This is a genomic window from Pseudonocardia pini (assembly GCF_013870575.1).
GTDB classification, from domain to species: domain Bacteria; phylum Actinomycetota; class Actinomycetes; order Mycobacteriales; family Pseudonocardiaceae; genus Pseudonocardia; species Pseudonocardia pini.
Genome location: NZ_JACBXB010000276.1, coordinates 1 through 6599 on the forward strand (window position 1 = coordinate 1; position 6599 = coordinate 6599).

Genomic DNA, 6599 nt, shown 5'->3' on the forward strand with positions numbered 1-6599 from the left:
CCCCCTCGCCGGGTACCGCGTGCACCTCGACCCCCTCGCTCGACCGGTGCGTGCCCGCGACGAGGCCCAGCACCGTGTCGACGATCGTGTCGTACGCCGGGGTGGTCGCCTCGGGCTGGCGCAGCAGCTCCAGCTGCGCGCGGAACCGCGGCGAGCCCAGCAGCCCCGCGAACGAGAAGGGCCGCGGGATCAGCACGCCGTCCACGACGCGTTCCTCGGTGTGGGTGGGCTCGGTGCGGGTCCGCGGTCCGCCGGAGCGCCCGAGGCCGAGGTCGACCCGGCCGGGGTGCAGCGCGTCGAGGATCCCGAACTCCTCCACGATGGACAGCGGGGTGCGGTGCCCGGTCTGCACGGCGCCGGACCCGACCCGGATGGTCTCCGTGGCCTGCGCGACCGCGCCCATGATCAGCGGGGGCGAGGCCCCGGCCACGCCCGGGTTGAGGTGGTGCTCGGCGAGCCAGAACCGGCGGTAGCCCGCGCGCTCGGCGTGCCGGGCGAGGTCGACGGTGTTGCGCAGGGCCTCCGCCGCCGTCGACCCGGCCGAGATCGGCGCCAGGTCCAGGACGGAGAGCGGGATCGCCGTCACGGCCGGATCCCCTTCGCCCGGCCCGGGTCCTCGGGCCCCCACAGCGTGGTGGTCGCCTCGCGGCGGACGAGCGGGACGACCTCCTCGGCGAACCGGGTCAGCACCTCCTGCTGACGCTCGTGGGGCAGGGCGGGGTTGACCGACACCGACTGGACGTCGTGCCGGTAGGCCTTGTGGTACTCCAGGATCTTGGCCGCGACCCGCTCCGGCGTCCCGACCAGCGCCGGGCCGTGCGCCACGGCCTCCTCGATGGTCTCGAAGGAGAGCCGCTTGCCCTTGCGGGTGTCCCCGGCGTGAGCGGCGTTGAGCTTCGCGACCTGGCCCTCGTAGAGCGGCCGGTACTCCGCGATCGCCTCCTCCTCGGTGTCCGCGAGGAACAGCCCGCCCGACCCGGACCCGACGTAGCCCGGCTCGCGGCCGTGCGCCCGGCACTGCTCGCGGTACCGGTCGATGAGCACCAGGTAGTTCTCCCGCGGCTGCAGCGCGTTGGCCGTGAAGATCGGGTCGCCCCACTTCGCCGCCAGGTCGACGGCGACGGTGGAGGTGGCCGAGCCGTGCCAGATCCGGAAGGGCCCGGAGAAGGGCCGGGGATGGGTCGTCACCTCGTGCAGGTCGTGGTGGTGGGTCCCGGTCCAGGACACCCGCTCGTCGCGCAGCAGCAGGCGCAGCAGCTCGTGGTTCTCGGTGAGGTACTCGTACTGTTTCGCCGGCTCCAGGCCGAAGAGCGGGAAGTGCTTGTCCTCGTTGCCCTTCCCGATCACGATCTCCAGCCGACCGCCGGAGAGCTGGTCCACCGTGGCGTAGTCCTCGGCCACCCGGACCGGGTCGAGCAACGACAGCACCGTGACGCCCGTGCTCAGCAGGATCCGGTCCGTGGCCTGGGCGAGCGCGCCGAGCAGCACCGTGGGCGCCGAGGACACGAACTCCCCGGCGTGCCGCTCCCCCACCGCGTAGGAGTCGAAGCCGAGCCGCTCGGCCAGCACGGCGGTCTCGACGACGCGGCGCAGCCGCTCGTGCACCGAGACGATCTCCCCCGTGACCGGGTGCGGGGCGTGCGGGACGATGTCGAGAACCTGGAAACGCATGACGTCCTCCTCAGGCGGCCGCGCGGCGGCCCGCGATGGCCGCCAGCAGCTCGCGGGTGTAGTCCTGCTGCGGGTCGGTGAAGACCTCCTCGGTGGGCCGCAGCTCCACCAGGCGCCCCTCGCGCATGACCCCGACCCGGTGCGCGATCCGGCGGACCACCGCCAGGTCGTGCGAGATGAACAGGTAGGTCAGCCCCTGGGTGACCTGCAGCTCCTCGAGCAGCTCCAGCACCTGGGCCTGCACCGACACGTCGAGCGCGGAGACCGGCTCGTCGCACACGACGAGGTCCGGGGACAGCGCCAACGCGCGGGCGATCGCGATCCGCTGCCGCTGCCCGCCGGAGAGCTCGGCGGGCCGACGGTCGAGCAGCGCCGCGGGCAGCGCGACCCGCTCCAGCAGCCCGCCCGCCCGGTCGCGCCGCTCGCCCGCGGTGCCGATCCCGAAGGCGCGCAACGGCTCCGTGACGACCTCCTCGACCGAGAACCGGGGATCGAGCGAGGCGTACGGGTTCTGGTAGACGAGCTGGGCGCGGCGGCGCAGGTCCCGCCACGCACCGCCCTTCAGCCGGGTGATGTCGGCGCCGTCGAACAGGATCTCCCCCGCCGTCGGGTCGGCCATCCGCAGGACGAGCCGCGCGGTGGTGGACTTGCCCGAACCGGACTCACCGACCAGCGCCAGGGTCTCGCCGCGGGCGATGGTGAACGAGACGTCGTCGACCGCGCGCAGGGTCCGTCGCCTGCCCAGCGGGAACTCCTTCGTGAGCCCGCGCACCTCCACCAGCGGCGGCGCGGTCACCGGGACCCGGGGCGTCTCGGGCGGGGTGAGCCCGGGGGCCGCCGCCACCAGACGTCGGGTGTAGGCGTCGGCCGGGTCCTGCAGGATCTGCGCGACGGGACCCTGCTCCACGATCCGGCCGCCGGACATCACCACGACCCGGTCGGCCCGGTCCGCGGCGACGCCGAGGTCGTGGGTGACCAGGAGCATGGCGGTCCCGTTCTCCCGCAGCGTGTCCAGGTGGTCGAGGATCCGCCGCTGCACGGTGGCGTCCAACGCGCTGGTGGGCTCGTCGGCGATGATCAGCGCCGGGTCGGCGGCCGTGGCGATCGCGATCAGGACCCGCTGCCGCATGCCGCCGGAGAGCTCGTGCGGGTACTGCCGCGCCCGGGCCTCGGGCTCGGGCAGCCCGGCCTTCGCCAACAGCTCGACGGCCCGGACCGCGGCGCTGCGCCGGTCCGCGAGCCCGTGCACCCGCAGCACCTCGCCGACCTGTCGGCCGATGCGGTGCACCGGGTTCAGCGAGACGGTCGGGTCCTGCGGCACGAGCCCGATCCCGCGCCCCCGCACCTCGCGCAGGGCCTTGTCGGACAGCCCGGTCAGCTCGCGGCCGCCGAGCCGGATGCTCCCGCCCGTCACGGAGCCGTTGCCCGCCAGCAGCCCGATGACGGCCTGGGCCAGCGTGGACTTGCCCGAGCCGGACTCGCCCACGACGGCCACGACCTCGCCGGGCGCCACGGTCAGCGAGGCGCCCTGGACCGCGTCGATCCGCCCGCCCGCGATCCGGTAGGAGACCGCCAGGTCGTCGATCTCCAGCAGCGGCTCGCCCACTGCCGACGGTTCGCTCATCGGGCTCGGCCCCATTCCCCGTCGAGGGCCCGCGAGATGCGGTTCACCGACAGCACGGTGGCGGCGATCGTGAGGCCGGGCAGCGCGCACAGCCACCACGACGTCGCCAGGTAGTTGCGGCCCTCGGCGATCAGCGAACCCCACTCCGGCGACGGCGGCGGCGCGCCGTAGCCGAGGAAGGACAGCGAGGACACGGCCAGGATGGCCAGCCCGAACTCCAGCACCGCCAAGACGATGACCGGCCCGGCCGCGTTGGGCAGCACGTGCCGCCACAGGGTCACGTACCAGCGGGTGCCGACGGACCGGGCGGCCTCCACGTAGGTCGACTGCCGGATGCGCATCGTCTCCGCGCGCATGACCCGGGCGAAGCTGGCGACGCTCGCGATGCCGACCGCGATCGCCACCTTGACGGTGCCGTAGCCCAGCGCGGTGATCAGCGCCAGGGACAACAGGATGGCCGGGATGGACAACAGCACGTCGACGACGCGCATCAGCGCCTCGTCGACCCAGCGCCCGACGAAGCCCGCGAGCAGCCCGATCAGCCCGCCCGCGACGAGCGCCACGGCGACGGCGATCAGCGTGGCCTGCAAGGACAGCGACGCGCCGTGCACCACCCGGGTGTAGAGGTCTCGCCCCAGGTAGTCGGTGCCGAAGAGGTGGCCCGGGCTCGGCGGCTGCAGCTTGTCCGCCACGACGCCGGTGTTCGGGTCCCCGGGCGCGAGCACGCCCGGGGCGAAGGCCGCGAGCAGCACCAGGAACACCACGACGCCCGCCACCACCAGCCCGGGGCGGCGGCCGAGGAAACGCAGCAGCCGCACCACGCGCTCGCGGCGCGTGGGTGGCTCGGGCAGGACGACGGCCGGCCGGGCGGGCTCGGTGGCGTCGGCGAGGATCAGCAGTTCGGTCATGCCGCTGCGGGCACCCCCCTGGCGATCCTCGGGTCGAGGACCGGGTAGACGAGGTCGACCACGAGGTTGACCCCGACGAACACGAGCGACGCGAACAGCACGATCCCCTGCACCAGCGGGATGTCCTGCACGCCGACGGCCTGCACGGTCAGCCTGCCGAGCCCGGGCCGGGTGAACACCGTCTCCACCACGACCGTCCCCGCGAGCAGGTTCCCGGCGACGTAGCCGAGCACGGTCAGCGCGGGGATCGCGGCGTTCTGGAGGGCGTGCCGCAGGTGGATCGCGGACCGCCCGACGCCCTTGGCCCGCGCAGTCTGGACGTACGGCTCGTCGAGCGCGGTGCTCAGGCTCTTCGCCAGCACCTGGGCGATCAGCGCGCCCATCGGCAGCCCGAGCGTGATCGACGGCAGGATCAGCGCCTGGAACCCGTTGGCGCCCACCGACGGCAGCAGGTGCAGCCCGAACGAGAAGATCTGCACGAGCATCAGCCCGACCCAGAACACCGGCAGCGACACCGCGAGCGACGGCAGCGCCATCAGCACCTGCCGCAGCCACCGCAGCCGGGTGAAGGTCGCCGCCAGCGCCAGGCCCGCGCCCAGCACGACGGCCACGAGCAGGCCGCCGACCGCGATCTGGATCGTGGGGGGCAGGGCCTCGGCGATGGCGGACCGGACGTCTCGCCCGGTCTGGATGGACGCGCCGAGGTCGCCGTGCAGCGCCGCCCACAGCCTGGTCCCGTACTGCACGATCAGCGGCTGGTCGAACCCGTACCGCGCCTTGAGCTCGTCGATCGCGGCCTGGCTGAGCGGCTCGCCGTCGAGCCCGCCGCTCGCCATCGTCGTGACCGGGTCGCCGGGCAGCAGGTACAGCACGACGAACGTGACCGTGTACGCCGCCCACAGCACCGCGATCGCGGTGCCGAGGCGGCGGAGCAGGTACGGGAGCACGTCAGCTCACATCCGACTTCCAGGCGTCGTGCAGCTGGATCCGGGAGGACGCGTCGAACGTGACGCCGTGCGTGGACGCGCCGACGCCGAGCACCGTGGTCAGCTCGACGACGGGCACGAAGAAACCCTGCTTCAGGAACTCCTGCTGCGCCTGCTCGACGAGCGCGGTGCGCTTCGCCGGGTCCGGCTCGGCGGCCTGGCCGGTCAGCAGCGGCTCCAGCGGGGTCTCCGGGACCCGGTAGAAGTTCGCCCCGGCCACCGAGAACGAGCTGCGCAGGATGTCCGGGTCCGCCCGGGTGATGTTGAACCAGAACGAGGTGAAGTCGCCGCTGCTCTGGATCTGCGGGGTCTGGGAGATCGGGTACTCCTGGACCTGCACGTCGATCCCGACCGCGCGGGCCTGCTGCTGGATCAGCTCCAGGGTGGGCTTGTTGGTCGCGGCGACGTTGGCGAACGAGACCTGCAGGGTGAGCGGTTGTCCGTCCTTGGCCCGGATCCCGTCCGGCCCCGGGACCCAGCCCGCCGCGTCCAGGGTGGACCCGGCCCTCTGCGCGTCGAACGTGAGCGCGGCCGACTGGTCGGCGTACGACGGGGTGGTCGAGGCCAGCACGCTCGTGGCGGGCAGGGTCTGCGACGGGAAGACCGCCGAGACGATCTCCTGCCGGTTGATCGCCAGGCTCAGCGCCTGCCGGACGGCCGGGTCGTTCGCGATCGGCTTGCTCTGGTTCAGCCCGATCCCGAAGGTGATGCCGGGGTTGGACCGGGCCAGCAGCTGCGCGCCCGCGCCGGTCAGCGGGGCCTCGTCCTGCTGGCCGATGCTGCCGATGACGTCGACCTCGCCGGACTGCAGGCTGCCGGTCCGCACCCCGGACTCGGGCACGATCCGGAACTCGAGGGTGTCGAGGTAGGCCTCGCCCTGGTGCGCGAACAGCGACGAGCCCCAGTCGTAGCCGGGCCGCTTGGCCAGCGTGATCGTGGCGTTCTGGGTGTAGTTCGCCAACGTGAAGGGGCCGGACCCGATGACGCCGGTGCAGCGGTCGTCGTCGGACTTCGCGACGCTCGCCGGGCTGAGGATGCCCAGGCTGTGGGTCGAGGTGCCCTGCAGGAACTGCACGTTCGGCTGCTGGAAGGACACGGTGAGCTGCGTGGGCGAGAGCACGGTCGTGCCCGCGTAGCCCGCGAGGTAGCCCTTGGGCAGCGTGCCGCGGGCACCGAGCTGGGGGACGCGGTCGAAGTTCGCCTTGACCGCGTTCGCGTCGAGCGGCGTGCCGTCGGAGAAGGTCACCCCCTCGCGCAGGGTGAAGGTGTAGCTCTTCGCGTCGGGCGAGGTCTCCCAGGCGGTGGCGAGCCACGGCTTCAGGTCACCGGTCTGCGGGTCCTGGTCGGTGAGCGAGTCGACGAGCTGGCGCACCGAGTAGATGGTGTCGTTGCTGCCGACCTGCTGCGGGT

Annotated in this window: 6 protein-coding genes; all 6 read right to left on the reverse strand. The window is 73.2% G+C overall.

Features of this window, described 5'->3' with window-relative positions:
* Positions 1-586 (reverse strand): LLM class flavin-dependent oxidoreductase (locus H5J29_RS16660; protein WP_181781877.1); only part of this gene is annotated, 586 nt, incomplete at its 3' end.
* Complete coding sequence (locus tag H5J29_RS16665; RefSeq protein ID WP_181781878.1) at positions 583-1671, reverse strand: LLM class flavin-dependent oxidoreductase; 1089 nt, start codon at positions 1669-1671, stop codon at positions 583-585. The genes H5J29_RS16660 and H5J29_RS16665, both read right to left, overlap by 4 nt.
* A gap of 10 nt (positions 1672-1681) precedes the next feature.
* Positions 1682-3295 carry a dipeptide ABC transporter ATP-binding protein gene (locus H5J29_RS16670; protein WP_181781879.1) on the reverse strand — a complete coding sequence of 538 codons (1614 nt, stop codon included), beginning with the start codon at positions 3293-3295 and terminating at the stop codon, positions 1682-1684.
* A complete protein-coding gene (locus tag H5J29_RS16675; protein WP_181781880.1) occupies positions 3292-4203 on the reverse strand; it encodes an ABC transporter permease in 912 nt (303 codons plus the stop codon). Before H5J29_RS16675 ends, H5J29_RS16670 begins: the two co-directional genes overlap by 4 nt.
* Positions 4200-5150, reverse strand: coding sequence for an ABC transporter permease (locus H5J29_RS16680; RefSeq protein WP_181781881.1), 951 nt, complete (start codon positions 5148-5150; stop codon positions 4200-4202). Before H5J29_RS16680 ends, H5J29_RS16675 begins: the two co-directional genes overlap by 4 nt.
* 1 nt (position 5151) lies before the next feature.
* The coding region (locus H5J29_RS16685) for an ABC transporter substrate-binding protein (protein ID WP_181781882.1) at positions 5152-6599 on the reverse strand (1448 nt) is incomplete at its 5' end.

Coding starts and splice junctions, on each gene's coding strand:
- H5J29_RS16675 (WP_181781880.1), bottom strand. CDS start 4,203: ATGACCGAACTGCTGATCCTCGCCGACGCCACCGAGCCCGCCCGGCCG.
- H5J29_RS16670 (WP_181781879.1), bottom strand. CDS start 3,295: ATGAGCGAACCGTCGGCAGTGGGCGAGCCGCTGCTGGAGATCGACGAC.
- H5J29_RS16665 (WP_181781878.1), bottom strand. CDS start 1,671: ATGCGTTTCCAGGTTCTCGACATCGTCCCGCACGCCCCGCACCCGGTC.